Source organism: Luteimonas arsenica (genome assembly GCF_004352825.1).
Taxonomy (GTDB): Bacteria; Pseudomonadota; Gammaproteobacteria; order Xanthomonadales; family Xanthomonadaceae; genus Luteimonas; species Luteimonas arsenica.
The window spans coordinates 1,408,333-1,423,032 of the sequence record NZ_SJRW01000001.1; the positions used below are offsets into that span (position 1 = coordinate 1,408,333).

16 protein-coding genes and 1 pseudogene are annotated in these 14,700 nt (G+C 68.7%); 3 read left to right on the forward strand and 14 right to left on the reverse strand.

Features of this window, described 5'->3' with window-relative positions:
- Positions 1-4: 4 nt before the first annotated feature.
- The 3 genes from E2170_RS06395 to E2170_RS06405 all read right to left on the reverse strand — a co-directional run bounded on the left by E2170_RS06395 (position 5) and on the right by E2170_RS06405 (position 2,772).
- Positions 5-379, reverse strand: a complete 375-nt coding sequence (locus tag E2170_RS06395) for a CopL family metal-binding regulatory protein (protein ID WP_165942177.1) — start codon at positions 377-379, stop codon at positions 5-7.
- A gap of 42 nt (positions 380-421) precedes the next feature.
- Entirely contained in the window at positions 422-1,093 is a 672-nt protein-coding gene (locus E2170_RS06400) for a trimeric intracellular cation channel family protein (protein WP_132999740.1), read from the reverse strand.
- An 89-nt stretch (positions 1,094-1,182) separates the two neighbouring features.
- A complete protein-coding gene (locus E2170_RS06405) occupies positions 1,183-2,772 on the reverse strand; it encodes a TonB-dependent receptor domain-containing protein (RefSeq protein WP_243708070.1) in 1,590 nt (529 codons plus the stop codon).
- Between the two features lie 64 nt (positions 2,773-2,836).
- Here E2170_RS06405 and E2170_RS06410 point away from each other — a divergent pair.
- Positions 2,837-3,217 (forward strand): annotated as a pseudogene (locus E2170_RS06410) (amidohydrolase family protein); the annotation flags it as partial.
- Positions 3,218-3,723: 506 nt separating this feature from the next.
- Here E2170_RS06410 and E2170_RS06415 read toward each other — a convergent pair.
- The 5 genes from E2170_RS06415 to wrbA form a co-directional block, all read right to left on the reverse strand.
- Positions 3,724-4,149: a RidA family protein gene (locus E2170_RS06415; RefSeq protein ID WP_132999743.1), complete on the reverse strand. Its 426-nt coding sequence runs from the start codon at positions 4,147-4,149 to the stop codon at positions 3,724-3,726.
- A 110-nt stretch (positions 4,150-4,259) separates the two neighbouring features.
- On the reverse strand, positions 4,260-4,739 hold the full coding sequence (locus E2170_RS06420) for a carboxymuconolactone decarboxylase family protein (protein WP_132999744.1): 480 nt from the start codon (positions 4,737-4,739) through the stop codon (positions 4,260-4,262).
- Positions 4,736-5,704 carry a SphA family protein gene (locus tag E2170_RS06425; RefSeq protein ID WP_165942178.1) on the reverse strand — a complete coding sequence of 323 codons (969 nt, stop codon included), beginning with the start codon at positions 5,702-5,704 and terminating at the stop codon, positions 4,736-4,738. Before E2170_RS06425 ends, E2170_RS06420 begins: the two co-directional genes overlap by 4 nt.
- Positions 5,701-6,921, reverse strand: a complete 1,221-nt coding sequence (locus E2170_RS06430; RefSeq protein ID WP_132999746.1) for an MFS transporter — start codon at positions 6,919-6,921, stop codon at positions 5,701-5,703. Before E2170_RS06430 ends, E2170_RS06425 begins: the two co-directional genes overlap by 4 nt.
- A complete protein-coding gene (gene wrbA, locus E2170_RS06435; protein ID WP_132999747.1) occupies positions 6,918-7,553 on the reverse strand; it encodes an NAD(P)H:quinone oxidoreductase in 636 nt (211 codons plus the stop codon). The genes E2170_RS06430 and wrbA overlap by 4 nt, the downstream gene beginning before the upstream one ends.
- Before the next feature lie 96 nt (positions 7,554-7,649).
- Here wrbA and E2170_RS06440 point away from each other — a divergent pair, with 96 nt between their 5' ends.
- On the forward strand, positions 7,650-8,573 hold the full coding sequence (locus E2170_RS06440; protein ID WP_132999748.1) for a LysR family transcriptional regulator: 924 nt from the start codon (positions 7,650-7,652) through the stop codon (positions 8,571-8,573).
- Here the strand turns inward: E2170_RS06440 and E2170_RS06445 are convergent.
- The 4 genes from E2170_RS06445 to E2170_RS06460 form a co-directional block, all read right to left on the reverse strand.
- Positions 8,474-9,355: a sigma-70 family RNA polymerase sigma factor gene (locus tag E2170_RS06445; RefSeq protein WP_132999749.1), complete on the reverse strand. Its 882-nt coding sequence runs from the start codon at positions 9,353-9,355 to the stop codon at positions 8,474-8,476. The genes E2170_RS06440 and E2170_RS06445 overlap by 100 nt on opposite strands.
- 82 nt (positions 9,356-9,437) lie before the next feature.
- Complete coding sequence (locus tag E2170_RS06450; protein ID WP_165942179.1) at positions 9,438-10,361, reverse strand: DUF2268 domain-containing putative Zn-dependent protease; 924 nt, start codon at positions 10,359-10,361, stop codon at positions 9,438-9,440.
- 50 nt (positions 10,362-10,411) lie between these two features.
- Positions 10,412-11,278 (reverse strand): MBL fold metallo-hydrolase, encoded by an 867-nt coding sequence (locus E2170_RS06455; RefSeq protein ID WP_132999751.1) that lies wholly within the window; start codon positions 11,276-11,278, stop codon positions 10,412-10,414.
- On the reverse strand, positions 11,275-12,096 hold the full coding sequence (locus E2170_RS06460) for an MBL fold metallo-hydrolase (RefSeq protein WP_165942180.1): 822 nt from the start codon (positions 12,094-12,096) through the stop codon (positions 11,275-11,277). Before E2170_RS06460 ends, E2170_RS06455 begins: the two co-directional genes overlap by 4 nt.
- Positions 12,097-12,227: 131 nt before the next feature.
- On the opposite strand from E2170_RS06460, the gene gcvA reads away from it, so the two are divergent.
- The gene (gene gcvA, locus E2170_RS06465; protein ID WP_165942181.1) at positions 12,228-13,160 is read left to right on the forward strand and encodes a transcriptional regulator GcvA; all 933 of its coding nucleotides are present in this window, start codon (positions 12,228-12,230) and stop codon (positions 13,158-13,160) included.
- Here gcvA and E2170_RS06470 read toward each other — a convergent pair.
- Together E2170_RS06470 and E2170_RS06475 are read right to left on the reverse strand one after the other, a co-directional pair.
- Complete coding sequence (locus tag E2170_RS06470; RefSeq protein WP_132999754.1) at positions 13,137-14,270, reverse strand: NADH:flavin oxidoreductase; 1,134 nt, start codon at positions 14,268-14,270, stop codon at positions 13,137-13,139. The two genes, gcvA and E2170_RS06470, sit on opposite strands and share 24 nt — an antisense overlap.
- A gap of 1 nt (position 14,271) precedes the next feature.
- Positions 14,272-14,658 carry a RidA family protein gene (locus E2170_RS06475; RefSeq protein ID WP_132999755.1) on the reverse strand — a complete coding sequence of 129 codons (387 nt, stop codon included), beginning with the start codon at positions 14,656-14,658 and terminating at the stop codon, positions 14,272-14,274.
- Positions 14,659-14,700 lie beyond the last annotated feature (42 nt).

Genomic DNA, 14,700 nt, shown 5'->3' on the forward strand with positions numbered 1-14,700 from the left:
GGGATCAGGCGATGGGCGGTCTGATCAGGCCGCGCAGGGCGGGCGCCGGGTGGCCGTTGGCCAGCGGATGCAGGCTTGTTTCCGCGCGCGCCTGGACGATGCCGATCTGCAGCTGCGGCGGCACCGCGACCGAGGCATGCAGGCAGGCCTGTCGGCACTCCGCGCTGCCGCTGCAGTCGCCGCTGCCGCCGGTATGGCAATCGGAAGGGGCGGCTGGTGCGGCCATGGTTTCGGCCGCCGCGTCGAGGTGTTCGTGACAGTCACCAGGCTGCATGCCGTCCGCCATCGCGGCAGGTGTTGTCATTGCCGTGGCCGGCAGCGCGGCCAGCACGCCCGCCATCGCCCCGCCAATCCCGTTCAGGATCAGCGCGAGGGCCAACAGCAGCTGCAGGGGCAGGGCGAACCTGGACACCGGGCGATTCTACCGTTTCCCGCCGTCCGGCGGCTGCGGCGCCCGCGGTATCGGCAGCTGCCAGCCCCAGCGCAGGGCCGCCATGCGCAGGCCGAAGCAGGCCAGGCCGCCCACGACCGCGCCCAGCAGCACCGGGAGCCCGAGCAGGTGCCCGGCCACCACGATCGCCGCGCCCGCGAGCGCCGCGACCGCATACAGGTCCGCGCGCAGCACCACCGGCACCTGGGCCAGCAGGATGTCGCGCGCGATGCCGCCGCCGATGCCGGTGAGCATGCCCATCAGCGCCGCCATCACCGGGCCCAGGCCGAACTCCAGCGCCTTCTGCGTGCCAGCCACGGCGAAGAAGGCCAGGCCGATCGCATCGAGCATCCGCACCGGATTGCGCAGGCGCTCGATCAGCGGCGACCAGTAGAAGGCGAGCACGCCCGCGGCCATGGCCACCGCCAGGTAGCGCCAGTCCTCGAAGGCCGCCGGCGGCGTGGCCCCGATCAGCACGTCGCGGCTGATGCCGCCGAAGGTCGAGGCCGCGAACGACAGCACCAGTACCCCGAACAGGTCCAGGCGCTGGCGCACGCCGGCGGTGGCGCCGCTGACCGCGAAGGCGAAGGTGCCGCAGAGGTCCAGGACCAGCAGCAGGGTCTGGTGGAACTCGAGGCTGCCTTGCGGTTCGGGGGTGATCATGGGATCCGGAGGTCCTGCGCCGGCCGGAGGGGCCGGCGCTGGCCGCCGATGTTAGCCGGGATCGGGCAAGCCCGATCGGGCGCGCGGGATCAGAACTGCCAGGAAATGCTGGTGCGCACGTTGCGTCCCGGCTCGCTGTAGCGCCCGATACCATCGTCGGTCGCGTAGCCATAGAGGTAGAAGTCGCCGCGGCTGACGTTGCGGATGCGCGCCCACTGGTAGTACTCCTCGTCGAAGAGGTTGTACACGCCCAGGTTGAAGCGCAGGCGCTCGTTGAGGCGGAAGCTGCCGTACAGGTCGAAGACCGTGTAGCTGTCGCTCAGGAAGGGCTCGGCGGTGGTGCCGAACACGTCCGGTTCCACGTCCACGTCCCCGGCCTTCTTCGCCAGCGAGTGGCTGACGCTGCCGGTGATGCGCAGGCGGTCGTCCATGCCCTGCCAGCTCAGGCCAAGCACGCCGCGGTCCGGGTTGATGCTCGACAGCGGGCTGCCGTCCTTCTGCTCGCCTTCGTTGTGCGACCAGGCCGCGCGCAGCAGCCAGGCGTCGCCCAGGCGCCACAGGCCCTCGAACTCGACACCCTTCACCGTGACTTCGCCGACGTTGGCCAGGGTGTTGTAGTCGTAGCCCAAGCGGGTGCTGCAGGTGCCGCGCGAGCAGGTCTCGTATTCGATATCGGGGTTCGCGGTCAGGCGCAGGCTCTCGATGAAGTCCTGGTAGCGGTCGCGGAACACCGAGACGCCGAAGCGGGCACGGTCGCTCTCCCAGCGCCAGCCGAGCTCGATGTTGAGGCTGGTCTCGGCGTCGAGGTCCGGATTCGCGGCGCTCGTCGGCACCACCACGATGTCGCCCGTCGCGACCTCGGTGATCTCGGTGGTGCTGGTGGGGGCGTACATCTCGCCGGTGGTCGGCGCGCGGAAACCGCGGCCCAGCTGCAGCCACAGCGTCTGGTTGGGGAGGAAGGCGTAGCTCAGGCCCGCCTGCCAGACCGGCGAGGAGAAGCTGACGTCGCCCACGGTGCCGGTGTCGTCGCCGAAGGTCGGGCCCAGGCGCGGCGAGTAGTCGTAGCGGTCGTAGCGGGCGCCGAGCACCAGCTGCAGGCGGTCGTCGGCCAGGCCGATGCGGTCGCGCAGGTACAGCGTCCAGGACGTCGCTTCGGTCTCCGGAACCTGCGCCGGGTCGACGGTGGCCGAATCCAGCACCCCGGCGTTGTTCCAGCGGTAGTCGATGGCCTCGAAGTCGATGTCGCGCTGCTGCCAGGACGCACCGTAGGCCAGGGCGTGGCGCGCGGACGCGGTGTCGATGCGCTTGTCGAGATCGATCGCGAAGCGGTCGAGCACCTGGCGCGTGGAGCGGTTCTCGGCGCGGTCGCAGGGCAGGGCGGGCGTGCAGGGCGTGGTGTCCGGCCCAGGCGTGGGATTGGCCGAACTGCCGCTGCCGGCCAGCACGCGGGTGATGCCGCGGCTCTCGGTCTCCTGGCGGTCCAGCCGTGCTTCGAGCGTGTCGAACATGGCGTTGCCGGCGGTGAGCGCGTAGCGCAGCCCGTAGCGGTCGCGGTCGTTGCTGTCGTCGCCCCAGCGCTCCATGCAGCCCGGGGGCGCGACGCGGGTCAGGTTCTCGACCTTGTTCTCGGAGCGGTTGCGCTCATAGACCAGGCCGAAGCGCTGCGCCTCGGAGGCCACGAAATCGACCTTGGCGAGGATGTTGGTGCTTTCGTGATCGACCGGGTCGGGCAGGCGGCGGTCGCTGCCGTTGCTTCAGGCTTCCGGCGTCACGATCCTTGCCGGCACCGACGCCGGATTCCTCAACTCGTTCAACTACCCGGGGGTGGCCCTGCATGAAGAGCTTGCGCTCTTCGTGAGATACGGCCTCACACCGCTCCAGGCCTTGCAGGCAGCCACGATCAACGGGGCGCGTTTCCTGGGCAAGGACGACATGCATGGCACCCTTGCGGAGGGCAAGGCGGCCGACCTCGTGCTGCTCGATGCGGATCCGTTGAAGGACATCACCGCGGTCGGGCGGATCGATACCGTTATCCTCAGGGGCGAGGTCCGCGATCGCGAAGCGTTGGATGCCATGCTCGAGAACGTTCGCGACCGTGTCGCCGCCATGAGGCCTTCCCATTGAGCGGAGGGGTAGCTGGAGTTGTTGCAGCACCTTGTTACAGACCGGCTGACGCCGTGAGCCCCCTACGATTTGAACGTCTGCTCTCGGCCGGTCCGTTGTATGGGTACTCGTCCGGGGTCCAGCAAGCAGCACGCTCGATGTAGCTCGGCTGGGGAGCAAATGCGGCCCTGATTGCTTCAGCCTTCGCTACGCGAATGCCGTAGGGAACCACGCCGCAACATTGAGTACAAGCAGGCCCAGCAGCGCGAAAGCAAGCGATTGCCACGCGGTCGCTCTGAAACCCCGAAGATCGGCTGATGCGCCGGCTGGGGCTGCGCGGGGCGATCCGCGGCAAGCCAGTGAAGACCACGGTCAGCGCCAATGCTGGGGCCGATCGGACACGTCCCGCCAAGCGGAAGCCGAAGCAGCTTGCTATCGGCAGCAGGCCGGTCAGGCCAGAGCGGCCCGACTCGAATCAAACAGCCTCCAAGAAGGCCGGGGCGATTCAGCTGGGTGCAATGCACGCACTACCCGCGAACGCAGACGATGGCTTCGACCTCGAACAGCATGCCGTCGAGCGCCAGGCGCGGCACCGGGACCAGGGTGCAGGCAGGCTTCGGGCCGGGGCCGTAGGCGCGCACGAGTTCCTCGCCGAGGATGTGCAGGTGCGTCTCGGTATGGTCGACGATCAGGACGGTCTGCTTGATCACGTGCTCCAGGTCGCCGCCAATGGCGCGAACGGCGATGCGCAGGTTCTCCAGTGCCTGTCGTACCTGTGCCCGGAACCCGTCGGCAAGCGCGCCCTCTGCGTCTTCTCCACCTTGGCCTGCGATGTACGCCAGTCGTGCGTCGGCGGGTGGAATCGCGATATGCGAGTAGCCATTCGGCGCCGGATCGTAGAGGCCTTCCGGATTGAGGAACGTCGGCAAGGATTGGAGTGCGTGTGGATCCATTTCTATTGTCTCCGGGTTTGATGGCTGCTCTCCAGTTGACGATCCAGGGGAAAGCGATGTGACATCCCGCGACGGTCGTGGAGGCAAGCCATCGCTAGGGCGCTCTTCCGTCATTCAAGCCCTGATGCGGCCAGGCCGAAGGCCTCGTCCCGGCTGCCGGGAACGGACCCGAAACCGACATTGATCCGGTTCCATGCGTTGATCGCGCCGATGATGAACGACAGGTCGGCTATCTCCTGTTCCGACAGCTGCGTGCGTACCTGCTTGTAGAGGTCGTCCGGGACGCCCTGGTCCGGAAGCCGGGTCAGGACCTCGGTCCATTCCAGCGAGGCACGTTCGCGCGGGCTGAACAGCGTCGATTCGCGCCAGACCGGGAGGTGATGGATCCGCAGCGGCCTTTCTCCGTGAACGGTCGCCTGCTTGACATGCATGTCGATGCAGAACGCGCAGTTGTTGATCTGCGACGCACGGATCATGACCAGGTGCCGGATCGGATCCTCGATCGAGGATTGGAGGAACAGGGTGTCGAGCTCGATCAGCTTTTTCGCCAGTCCAGCGGACTGTTGCATGAAGTCGACGCGTTGGTTCATGGATTTGCTCCTTTGTCTGGGTGTTCGGGACGCGGGAAACCGATCGCATACCTGAGGCTGAGCCTGCTTCCTTCAGCGCGATCCTTCGCCAGCGTCTCGACGTAGGCGGCCACATGGAGCGAGGAGCGTCCGCGCGTCCAGGCAAGGGAGGGGCCGATGCCCAGAATGCGCTCGCGTCCGGGCAGGCGGGCGCCGTCGACACGGTCGTCGGCGATCTGGACGAGGACGTACATCGACCCGCCGATGCGCAGGTTTCCGGACATCGCATGGGAAATCGCCGAGTTCAGATGGATGGCATCGCCGGACCGGGTCGTGGATGCGTCCGCCCCGGCGCCGGGATCACGATGGGTGCCGGCGTGGAGATAGTGGATGCGTCCGCTGATCTCCCATTCGGACGATGCCTCCCACGTGAAAGCGTAGTGCGGATTGAACAGCCATGTATTGCTTCCAAGGTCCAGTCGCGCGGGTCGCCCATGGCGCCCGGTCGGCAGCGTCACGTTGAGGTTCAGTCGCTGCCAGAAGGGACGCCCGGCCAAGGAGGTTCCAGGCCATTGCAGGATCAGCGGGCTGATGAAGACGTCGCCCGTCCCGGTCGCATGCAGCGCTGGGCCCGTCACGGGAGTCATCCGTGCGTGGACGAACGGAACGATTGCCTCCGCGCCCCAGTAGGCACCGAGCATTCGGTGCTCCGACAGGTAGCTTGCCTGCGTCAGCAGTGCGACCGAAGCGACTTCGTGCGCCGCGTCGCTGCGATGGCCTTCGGCATCGCGAAACGTGTCGGCGTGATAGGCCGAGAGCGTCTGCTGGAACAGCCAACCCGGCCCAGCGACGCCGTCCCGGAACGTACTGTCGCCGAGATTCACCGGCGGCAAGGCAACGCGGGCACTCGCCGGTCCGACACTGACCACGGCGACCACGGCGACCACGATGGCGATGGGTGACAGCCTGCGCAGCCAGGACCTCATCGCGCCGCCTCCAGCCGGTGACGGTACGCATGTGCTCCGAACGCGGCCGCCAGGGCCACCGCGATCACGGGCGCCGCCACCCATGACCAACCGGCCGCGCCGGCGATGGCACCCGCCGCCGCTGGTCCGATCACGATGCCGACGTTGTTGCCCTGGGTCGCCAGGCCGACCACCGATCCGAGCAGGGAGGGCCTCGAGGACAGTCGCGGCGCTGCGTCGAAGACCACCACCGGGATGAAGGCGCCTGCGAACGAAAAGAGCACGCAAAGCATGTACGCCAGCTCCCCGGGCAGCGGCACGAGCAGGATGCCGATGCTGCAGAGCGCGATCGTCGAGAATCCGGCCACGAGCAGCTGCGATGCGCGCCAGCCACGATCGAGCAGGGCGCCGCACGCGATGCAGCCGGCGGCGCCCGCGGCGACGGCGATCGCGCTCAGCATGCCGGCCGCCGCCTCGCCCACGCCCAGGCGATCGCCGAGAAGAGTGGGCAGGAAGCCGAACAGCGCGAAAAATGCCGTGGTGTAGGCACAGAACTGACCCGCCAGGAACCAGGCGCCACCGGAGCCCAATGTGTTCCGCAGGCTGTGAATCAATCCGTCGCGTCCCGCCTCGCCACGCGCCTTGCCGCGCAGCCGGTGCGTGCCCGACGCCAGCAGCACCGCATAGCCTGCAAGCAGCCAGGCATTGGCCCACCACAGGCCACGCCAGCCGAGATGGCCCAGCAGCGGAGCGGCCAGCATGACGACCGCCATGCCCACCGGCATGAAGGTGGCCCACGCCGCGAACGCCCGTTTCCTGGACGCAGGCGTCGTGGAGGCCACCACCATGGCCGGCGCGGCCACGGTGACGGCAAGGAATCCCAGTCCCTCCAGCGCGCGCGTGGCCAGCAACGAGGGCAAGCCCGTCGCCAGTGCCCCGAACGCGGATCCCGCTGCCTGCACCGCCAGCCCCGCGATGACCGCGCGCCGCGCCTGGATGCGGTCCGACACCGCACCGACGAGCAGGCTGGCCAGCGCACCCACCAGCGCGAACGCGGACAGCACCCACGACACGGCACCCAGGTCCACGCCCAGGTCCGCCCGCATGGACTGCAGCACGACCGGCACCTTGCCGACCTGGAAGGCGGAGACGATGCCTGCGCCGATAACAAGGACCAGCGTCGCACTGTCCGTGGCCGGACGTGCACCCACATCGTTGTTGGCTACGGACGCTGTCATGGCGCCGAATCCGCGCGTACCACGTCCTGTTTCGCCAGCGCTGCCGCGATCCGTGCGACGTGACGGCCCTGGAACCTGGCGCCGTCGAGTTCGTTGTCCGATGGCTGGCGATCGCTGTCGTCGTCTCCGCTGGCAAGGGTGGAGGCGCCGTAGGGCGTGCCGCCGGTGACTTCGCCCATCAGCAGCTGGCCCTTGAACGAGTAGGGCAGGCCGACGACCACCATGCCCAGGTGCAACAGCACGGTGTGGGTGGATTGCAGCGTGGTTTCCTGTCCGCCGTGCTGGCTGCCGGTGGAGGTGAACGCGCTGCCGACCTTCCCCACCAGCGCGTCCCGTGACCAGAGCCCGCCGGTCTGGTCGAGGAAGTTCTTCATCTGCGCCGCCATGTTGCCGTAGCGCGTGGGCGTGCCGAGGATGATCGCGTCGTACCCGGGCAGTTCCGCGACGGTCGCGATCGGCGCGCCCTGGTCGGTCTTGTAGCCCGCCTTGTTGGCCACGTCCTCCGGGACCAGTTCCGGTACCCGCTTGATCGCCACCTCGGCGCCGGTTTCGCGGGCGCCGGCCGCCACGGCCTCCGCCATGGTTTCGACATGGCCGTAGGCCGAGTAATACAGCACGAGGATCCTGGGCATGGCGACGTCTCCGAAGGGGTATGCGGACACGTTCGCAGCCGAGATTGATCTGCGGAAGTGCTAATATTTCGCAGAATCCGATCGATTGGATAGATCATGCTGGACGCCCTGACCCTGGACCAGCTGCGCGTGCTGGTCGCCGTCGCCGAGACGGGAAGCTTCCGCTCCGCCGCCAAGCGCATCCGCCGTGTGCAGTCCGCGGTGAGCCATGCCATCGCGACGCTGGAAGCACAGCTCGGCGTCACGCTTTTCGACCGCTCCGCCCGACGACCGGAAATGACCCCGGAAGGCCGTGCCCTGCTGGCAGATGCCAAGGCGATCCTGCTCAGGGTGGACGCCATGCGCGCTCGCGCGCGCGGCTTGGGCGAGGGCGTCGAACTCGGCGTTTCGCTGGTGGTTGACACGCTGTTCCCGGTGGAGCCGCTGGCGCACGCCTTGCGGGCCCTGCGCGATGCCTACCCCTCCGTGGCCGTGCACCTGCGCACCGCGCCGCTGGGGGAACCGCTCGCCGCGCTGCGAGATGGCCGGTGCACCCTGGCGATCACCGTGGGCGAGGAGTTCCGGGAGCCGCGGATCCAGCTCGAAGCGCTGTCGACGATCCCCTTCGTGGCGGTTGCGGCCGCCGGTCACCCGCTGTCGCGGCAGGACCGGGTGGGTCCGGTGGATCCCGCCGAGCTGGCCGAGCATCTCCAGATCGTGCTGGAAGACACCACGGCACGAACCGCCGGCAAGGATTTCGGCGTCCTTTCTCCCGGAACCTGGCGCGTCGCGGGCCAGGACATCAAGCACGTCATGATCCGCGAAGGCCTGGGCTGGGGCCGGCTGCCCCTGTGGGCGGTGGAGGAGGACCTGGCGCGGGGACGACTCAGCCGGCTCGACGTCGCGGCGCTGGGCCGGCACGGACGCGTGGAGCTGGAAGCCTACCTCGCGCATCGTCGCGACCAGGCCCTGGGCCCCGCGGCGCGCGTGCTGCGGGCGGGCCTGCTCTCGCATCTGCACGGCCTGCCCGCGCACGACTGAAGCGCGCCAGCCCTATGCCGGGCGTCTGCGCCAGATGCGATCGTCCGGGTCATCGGCGGCTCGTCGTACCGTTTCCGGTATCCGCGCAGTCGCCTGGGGATGGACTCAAGCACCGCGTCCCTGCCAGCCAGCGTCTCCAGCAGCGTGGGTACCTTGCCGCCGCCGTCGGCGCTGAACCGGATGTCCTCCGACATCAGCGCGACCAGGCGCCCGGTTGATCCGGTATCCACTGCGTCCCGGAAGGCCGTCAACAGCGCCTCCTGGCGGGCGCGGGGCACGGCCCGCCGCGTGGTGTCGCGGCCGACCTTCGCCTTCGCCCGCGACACCAGCTTCCTGCAGGCGGGTTCGGCCACCCCGAGCGCCAGCGCGACCTCGGAGTACGGGCGATCGAGTATCTCGTGGAGCAGGTAGGCGGCCCGCTCCTTCGGCGCCAGCCTCTCCAGGAGCAGGAGGAAGGCCATCGAGAGGGAGGACGACAGCTCCGCCTCGGATTCCGGCGTATCCGTTCCGGCCGTCTGGATCGGCTCGGGCAGCCACGCGCCGATGTACTCGGTCCGCGATTTCCTTGCCGCGCGCAGCAGGTCGATGCAACGGCGTGTGCAGGCCGCGGTCAACCATGCCGCGGGGTTGTCGATGTCCTCCGGTCCGCGGTTGTTCCACTTCAGGAAGGTGTCCTGGACCGCGTCCTCCGCTTCGGAGTACGAGCCGAGGAGACGATAGGCGAGGCCGAGCAGGAAGGCCCGGCGCTCTTCGGGGAAGGTTTCCGGGTCTGTCGGCGTCATGTCAGTGGGAAGAGACCTGGATGCGGTTCCAGAGGTTGGTCATGGCGATCCACCGCGTTGGGCTGTGACGTGCAATGGAGCATCAGAGCGTCATGCCGGGACGCCAGCCGCTCTTCGCAAGGAAAGCCTCCGCATCCCTCATTTCCACGATCTCGCGCAGCGCAAGTGACTTGTCGTCGGCATGGTGGTAGTAGGCCTTCGCGATCCGATAGCCCACCCAGTAGCCAAGCTCGCCCGGTTGTCCGCCCGGCGCGTTGCCCACCCAGGCGGACAGGTCGCGCATCGACCTGTCGCGGAGGAAGGCGGTCTCGATCTCCTCTTCGCGCCCGGCGACCAGTGCCGGCAGGTGCGAATATGCGACGCTCCCCGACACCAGCTCGGCCACGAATTCGGCCACGCCTTCCAGCAGCGACGTCTCCAGCACGGTCAGGTCCTCGAGCTCGGCAAGCTCCCAGGCCTGCTGTACATGCACGAACTCGTGCACGATCACGTGCACGAACCGGTCCTCGACGTCCGGATTGAGGTACTCCGTCGCGCACAGCGCCTCCAGCCCGATCTGGATGCCGGTGGCGTGGCTGCCGATGCCCACGGGCTTCCCGCGCCCCACGGCGATGGTCACTGGCGGGAAGCGCGCGTCTGGATACAGCCTGCCAAGGGTGGCGAGCGCATCCGTCACGCGTGCGCGCACGCGTGGCAGCGGCTCCAGGCAGCGCTTGGCGCGCACGTACGTCCCGGGCGAACGCGCAATCGCCTCGGCGATCCGGGTGCCCGTCGTTCTGCGCATGTCGGCGAACGTGCGCAGCCCCGAGGATCCGCTGTCGATGTATTCCTGTAGCTGGTCGGCCGTCGGCCTTCCTTCCATTGCGTCGTAGAGCGCATAGAAGCGATGGACGTCATCGATCTCGATGAATATCGCATCATGAGCATGAGGGGGCGCGGGTCGTGTCGCAGGCTCGGCCGAAGCCTGCATCGCGTGCCCGCATGCAACCAACATGATGGCTGCCACGCAAGCGGCCATCCTCCCGGCAATGCCGCAAGGCGTTGCAGGTGCCGGCTTCATGTCGGCCAGTCCACCCATTCGCCCGGCGCCAGTACCTGCACCGTGACGGACCGTTGGCGTGCGACGCGGCGCAGTTGGCCGACGGGATCGTCGACTTCGACGTACTCCTTCATTCCGGACACGCCGTAGTGGATCGGTACGATCAGCCGCGCGCCGAGGACGATGGCCGCGGCCACGGCCTGTTCCGGCGTCAGCACGCCGGGCTGGTCGCTGACGGGCTGGCGCCAGCCGAAGCGCGCACCATTGACCGGCAGGAAGGCGGCGTCGAACGGTCCGAACTGGCGGCCTATGCGCCACCAGTTCCCATGCCAGAGCGTGTCGCCGCCGTGGAAGATGCGTCGCCCGCCGGCCGCCACCACCCACGACGCCTGGGCATCACCATAACCGTCCGCCGCAGGCACCGGCGTGGCCGTGAAATCCCCCAGCAGCTGTGGCTCCCACAGTGGGCTGGGGCGTGCGCGTGCGCTGGCAGGCAGGGACAGCGGCGGGGTGCCCGCCGGATGTGCCAGCACGCCGCCGCGATGCAGCGCGGCAGCGACCGCCATGCCGTCGAAATGGTCCGGGTGGGCGTGGGTGACCAACACGCTGGTGTCGCCCACGGCATCGTCCACCGGCACCAGCCGGTCCGGGAGCGCATCGCCCCACGCCTCCGGGTTCACCAGTGGATCGATGAAGAGGGTCGATCCGGGCAACTGCAGGCGGATGCCCGCCCAGGCCAGGCGCTGGATGCGCAGCGTGGGACCTGGCGGCAACGCCCGCAGCACCCCGACCGGCAACAGGGCGGCCGCGGACGCGCCGGCGCAGCCTGCGAGGAATCGCCGGCGTCCTCCGCTGCGCGGATGCTCCTCCGTGATGCGGCTCATGCGGCCTCCGCCCGTGATGCGAGCGATGCATCCAGCGAAAAGATCGATTGCGCGACGATGGCCTGGAGGTTGTTGACGTGCCACTCGCGCTCGAACGCGGTGGGCACGACATGCGGCGCGAGGCAGTCCTCGATGCGGAGGGACGCGATGCGCCCCGCCACGTCCTCGGAAGGCGCCTGCCGGCGGATCCGAACCACGCTGTCCTGGATCCGCGACAGGTAGTGCAGGGCGTTGTCGAGCACGGATGCGTCGAATGCGCCGATGTGCCCGCCGACGACCCGGCTCCGTCCGAACTGGCGGATGCGGCCGATGGCGGCGCGCTGCAGCGCGGGGTCGGCCCTGGACAGGTAGACGATGTTGCCGACGATGTTGTCGCCGACGCAGACCAGGTCGGCGGTCGGTACGTCCACGCTGAAGTGGTCCATGGTCTTGCCGGGGTTGTACAGGAAGCGCAGCTGGTGCCGCCCCCAGCGCAGGGCCATGTTGTCGAGGACGAGATCCGGTTCCCGGTAGAACGCCGCGACCAGCCGGTTCTGCGACAGGAACGCATGGCGGAAATGCCGATGGGCCATGACCAGCGCGTCGGGGAACAGCAACAGTCCGGCGACGTGGTCGCTCATGAAATGGGTGGGCGCGATCATGCGCACGGTCTTGCCCATTTCATCGCAGAGCACGCGGCGCAGGCCCTCCGCGTCCTCCGCGCTGCCAAGCGAATCCACCAGCAGCGCGTGGTCGCCATCGATGAACGCGGTGGCCACCGATTCGAGGGCGTCGCCCACGAACATCATCACGTCGGAACACAGTTCTTCTACTCGCACGACGGTTGCCTCGGCCTGGAATGAGGGCATCGTCGCCACGGCGAAGCGCGGTGACAAACGAGTTGTTCTTGCTGTCGCATTAGAAAAACTTGTGCGATACGATGCCGCGACCCTGACCGCCCCGGATGCCCGTGAAGCCGCGCCGACCCGCTCCCCTCAACGCCCTGCGCACGTTCGAGGCCGCGGCGCGCCATCTCAGCTTCAACGCCGCGGCCAGGCAGCTCTTCGTGACGCCGGCGGCGGTCAGCCACCAGGTCAAGCACCTCGAAGCCTACCTGGGCGTCACGCTGTTCCAGCGCAAGCACCGTTCGGTGGCGCTGACCCCGGAAGGCCAGGCCCTGGCTGCGACGGTAGGCGAGCTGCTGGGACAGTTGGACGTGGCGATAGACCGCGCGATGTCGCACGAATCGGCGGAGTTGCGGGTGACGACGATGGAATCGTTCGCCGCGAAATGGCTGGCGCCGCGACTGCACCGCTTCCACCAGGCGTGGCCCGACATCCGGGTGCACATCGTCACCGGAGATGCGCATGCCGACTTCGCGCGCGAAGGCTTCGACATCGGCATCCGCTACGGGCCGGGAGGCTATGCGGGCGTGCGGGCGGAGCCGCTGATGGACGCACAGGTTTTTCCCGTCTGCGCGCCATCGCTGCTGGCCGATGCTTCGCGCCCGCTCGAACGCCCCGACGATCTTCGGCACCACACGCTGCTGCATGACGAAAGCTCGGCGGGCCGGCCGGGCGTGCCGGCATGGCCGGACTGGCTGGAGGCAGTCGGCGCCAGGGACGTGGACGCGCAGCGCGGGCCCATCTTCGCCAGCATCTACCTCGCGCAGGAAGCCGCCGTCGCAGGACATGGCATCGCGCTGGGTGTCGCACCGCTGGTGGAAGAGGATCTTCGCCAGGGCCGCCTCGTGAGGCCGTTCGCGCACGGCTCCGACAATGCATACCGGTTCTGGCTGGTCCGGAGCCAGGCCGAGCCCGCCGCGGGTACGGACGCGTTCTGCCGCTGGCTCTGGGAAGAAGCGTCCGGTGATCCGGCTTCAACGCGGCAAGCGGGCCGCTAGGGTTCTCTCCGCATTGGCCAGGTCGGCGATCGGCGAGAGGATCGAGGGGTCGAACTCCGACAGGGAGCCTCCTTCGGCGACGCGGCGCGGCCAGTCGGCATGGGCGAGGGCACCGCGGCCGAGCGACACGAGGCTTGCATGGTGCGACGCCACCATCTCGGTTGCCCGTTCCGGTGCATGCAGCGAGCCGTTGGCGATGACGGGGACGCGGGCCATCTCGGCGGCCAGTGCCGCCAGGCTGGCGTCCTGGCCGAAGGCGGGTTGCCAGGCCTCGAACTCGGTCGTGTGCACATAGTCGACCGGAAGCGCGCCCAGGTGCTCGAACAGTGCGCGTGCATCCTCCAGGCCATCCTCCCAGCGGTGGGTGAAATCGTTGACCTTGCCCTGCGAAATCCGCACGCCCAGCACCGGTGCGGCGCCGATACGCCGACGGACCGCCACCATGATCCGTTCCAGCAGCCGGATGCGGTTCGCGGTGCTGCCGCCATAGGCATCGTCGCGCCGGTTCGAGTAGCGGGTGAGGAACTGGTCGATCAGATAGCCGTTCGCGCCGTGGATCTCGACGCCGTCGAATCCGGCGGCGACGGCGCGCGCGGCGGCCGCGACGAAGCCGTCCACGACCTCGTCGATCCCGGCCTCGTCCAGCTGCGCGGGCGTGGCGTACTCGCCCTGGCCACGATAGAACCGCATCTGTTGCCCTTTCGGCTTGACGGGCGAGGGGCCGCGGGCGTGGTCGCGGAACCGGTTGCCCTGCGAGAGGGCACCGGCATGCATGAGCTGGGCGACGATCTTCGCGCCGCGTGCCTGGACCTGCCCGACGATCCCGGCCCAGGCCACCTGCTGCGCGTCGTCGGTCAATCCGGGCTGGAACAGGTAGCCCTGCGAGAACGCGCGATCGGTATAGATGCCCTCGCTGACCAGCAGCGCGAATCCGCCTTCGGCGAAGGCGGCGTAGTACCGGCCCATGTGCGCGGTCGCCACGCCCTCGGCCGATGCGCTGACGCGCGTCATCGGTGCGACGGCCAGGCGGTTGCGGAGCTCCATGCTTCCGATGCGGGTCGGTTCGAACAGCGCCGCGCGGCGGCGGCTTCCGGCGAAGTCGCGGTCCATGTCAGTCCTCCCCGGCGACGGCGATGGCCTCGATCTCGATCCTGACCGCCGGGTCGTACAGCGCCGACACCTGGGCGATCGTGTCGGCGGGGTAGGGGTCCGAGAAAAACTCGCGCCTGAGGGCAACGACGTCGCTGAAATCGGCCATGTCGGTCACGAAGATCGTCACCTTGACCACGCGGTCCAGGCCCGAGCCGCCGGCCTCCAGCGCGCGGCGCAGGTTCGCGAAGGCCTGGCGGCCCTGGGCCAGGAAGTCGCCCGGGACGATCTGGCCGGAGTCGTCATAGCCGGCCTGGCCGCTGACGAAAATCAGCCGGTCGACCCGGATGGCCTGGGACAGCAGGTAGGGGGCATAGGGGTCGGGCCGGGTGGTGACTTTGGCGCGCATGGTAGTCTCCTGCAGGTCGGGTCTGAAGATGAGTGGATCTCA